Annotated in this window: 2 protein-coding genes; both read left to right on the top strand. The window is 71.0% G+C overall.

What is annotated here, in order from left to right:
• Positions 1–834: class I tRNA ligase family protein (locus tag Q0916_RS05770; protein WP_299235574.1), on the top strand; the 834-nt coding region annotated here is incomplete at its 5' end.
• 140 nt (positions 835–974) lie between these two features.
• Positions 975–2,387, top strand: coding sequence for a kynureninase (gene kynU, locus Q0916_RS05765; protein ID WP_349254510.1), 1,413 nt, complete (start codon positions 975–977; stop codon positions 2,385–2,387).
• Positions 2,388–2,751 lie beyond the last annotated feature (364 nt).

Raw genomic sequence — 2,751 nt, 5'->3', positions numbered from 1 at the left:
GGCGTCAGGTCCACCTACCGGTTCCTGACGCGACTGCGGCGGCTCGTCGAAGGGTACGCCGCGGGCGACGTCGCGTCCGACGATGGGCGGGACGCCGACGCCGAGCGCGCGGAGATCGACGACTACGTCGCCGACGAGATCGACGCCGCCGTCGCCATCGCCGGCACGGAGTACGACGACCTCACGTTCAACGTCGCGCTCCGGGAGGCGGTGGACCTCGTCGGCACCCTCCGGAGCTACCGCGAGCACGCCGACCCGCACCCGGCGACCTACGAACGCGGATTGGACGTCGCCGTTCGGCTGCTCGCGCCGGTCGTCCCACACCTCGCCGAGGAGCTATGGGAGACGCTCGGCCGGGACGGGTTCGTCGTCGAGGCCGACTGGCCGACCGCGACCGTCGACCGCGACACGGTCGAGCGTCGCCGCCGGCTGGTCGAAAACACCCGCGAGGACGTCCGCGACATCGTCGAGGTGGCCGGGATCGACGACCCGAAGCGGATCGACGTCGTGGTCGCCTCCGACTGGAAGTACGACGCGTTAGAGACCGCGATCGAAAGCGACGCCGACAACCTGATCTCGGAACTGATGGCCGAAGACCACATCCGTGAGCGGGGCGACGCCGCCGCGTCGTACGGCCAAGCCCTCCAAGCGGAGCGCGAGGCGTTGACGCGGACCCTCCCGGGCGACGCCGAGTACGGGGCGTTGCGGGCGGCCGCCTGGCTGATCGAGCGCGAGTTCGACGCGCCGGTCGTCGTCGAGCGCGCGGCCGACGCCGACCCGGGCGTCGCCGGGAACGCGGAACCGGGACGTCCCGCGATCGACATCGAGGAGTAGCGGCGGGTGGGAGGAGGAGCGGCGGGCCGGGTGGATCGGGTATGCCGGATCGACCGCCCCGGAACCAGCGCCGGATCGGACGCCTCGGAACCGGCGCCGGGCCCCGAAAGGCGTTAGTCGACGGCGACGTCCGCTTGGTCATGGACGGAGACGACGGAAAAGACGACGGGGATCACGACCCGTACGCGCCCGCGAGGGCGGCGTTCGACCGGGGGGAGTTCGAATCGGACCCGGTTCGGGTCGCCGCCCGCCTCGACGCGGCCGACCCGCTGTCGGGGTTCGCCGACCGCTTTGCGGTCCCCGACGACCGGTTGTATATGGACGGTAACTCGCTCGGCCCGCCGAGCGACGCGGCACTCGCGAGCCTCGACCGCGCCGTCGAGGAGTGGCGCGGACTCCTGATCGACGGCTGGACGGACGCCGACCCGCCGTGGTTCGGGATCGCCGAACGCCTCGGCGCGTCGCTCGCGCCCCTCGTCGGCGCCGACCCCGCGGAGGTCGTCGTCGGCAACTCGATCACGGTGAACCTCCATACGCTCGTCGGGACGTTCCTCGACGAACTGCGCGCGGGTAACGGCCCGGATCGGGACGGACATGCGGCCGCCGACGGTGACTGGAACACGGGGACCACCCCCGCCGTCCTCGTCAACGAGTTGGACTTCCCGTCGGACCACTACGCGATCCGCGCACAGCTCCGGCAACGCGGGATCGACCCCGGCGAGAAGCTCCGGGTCGTGGAGAGCCGGGACGGCCGGACGATCGACCCGGCAGACGTCGAGACCGCGCTCGACGCCCACGATGACGTGGGGATCGTGTACATGCCGACCGCGTTGTACCGCTCGGGCCAGCTGTTCGACGTGGCGCGGATCGCCGAGGCGGCCCACGCGGCCGGCGCGTACGCCGGGTTCGACGCGGCCCACTCGGTCGGGGCGGTCCCGCACGCGTTCGACGACGCCGGCGTCGACTTCGCGGTCTGGTGTACGTATAAGTATCTCAACGCCGGGCCGGGGTCGATCGGCGCGCTGTTCGTCGCCGAGCGCCACCACGGGCTCACGCCCGCCTTGGCGGGGTGGTGGGGCCACGAGAAGGAGACGCAGTTCGAGATGAACATGACGTACACCCCCGCCGACTCGGCCGGCGCGTGGCAGATCGGCACCCCACCGGTGTTCGCGGCCGCACCCCTTGCGGGCGCCGTCGAGACGCTCCGGGAGGCCGGGATCGACCGGATCCGGGCGAAGTCGCTCGCGCTCACCGACTTCCTGATTGCCTCGGTCGACGCGCGGCTCCCCGAGGTGGCCGTCGGAACGCCCCGCGACCGCGACGCCCGCGGCGGCCACGTCGCGCTCGAACACCCCGCGGGCGAGCGGTTGAGCAAGGCCCTCTCCGACCGGGGCGTCGTCGTCGACTTCCGGCCGCCGAACGTGGTGCGCGTCTGTCCCGCCGCGCCATACACCGCCTTCGCCGACGTGCTCGCCGTCGTCGATCGGATCGAGGCGATCCTCGACTCGGGGGCCCACGAGGCGTACACGGTGAGCGAGGGCGGCGTGACGTAGCAGGACCGAAACGACGTAGTGAGAAAGACATCGGATCGTCGCGGCTGGGGCTTTGTGGCTGCTCTCTACGCCGGCAATTACATCGTACCGAGCGGCCGGGGCGTTGCCGATGTGTATCGCATGGACAACGACCAATCGAAAACGATCGACCGTGCCGGCGGTAGCCACCACATGTCAACGACACCGGTTCGATACGTACTCGCACAGCGACGGGCTTAATCGGCCGAAAACCCAATCTACGGTAATGTCGGAACCGTCGGGAATGGACGCGTTCACCCGCCTCGGGAGCGACGTCCGCGAGGCGCTCTCCGACCGGGGCTTTTCGACGCCGACGGAGCCACAACGGAGGGCGATCCCGCCGATC

It is taken from the genome of Natronomonas sp. (assembly GCF_028274965.1).
Lineage (GTDB): Archaea > Halobacteriota > Halobacteria > Halobacteriales > Haloarculaceae > Natronomonas.
The sequence above is the reverse complement of the archived record's forward strand: the minus strand, read 5'-3'. Positions and strand labels throughout refer to the sequence as shown.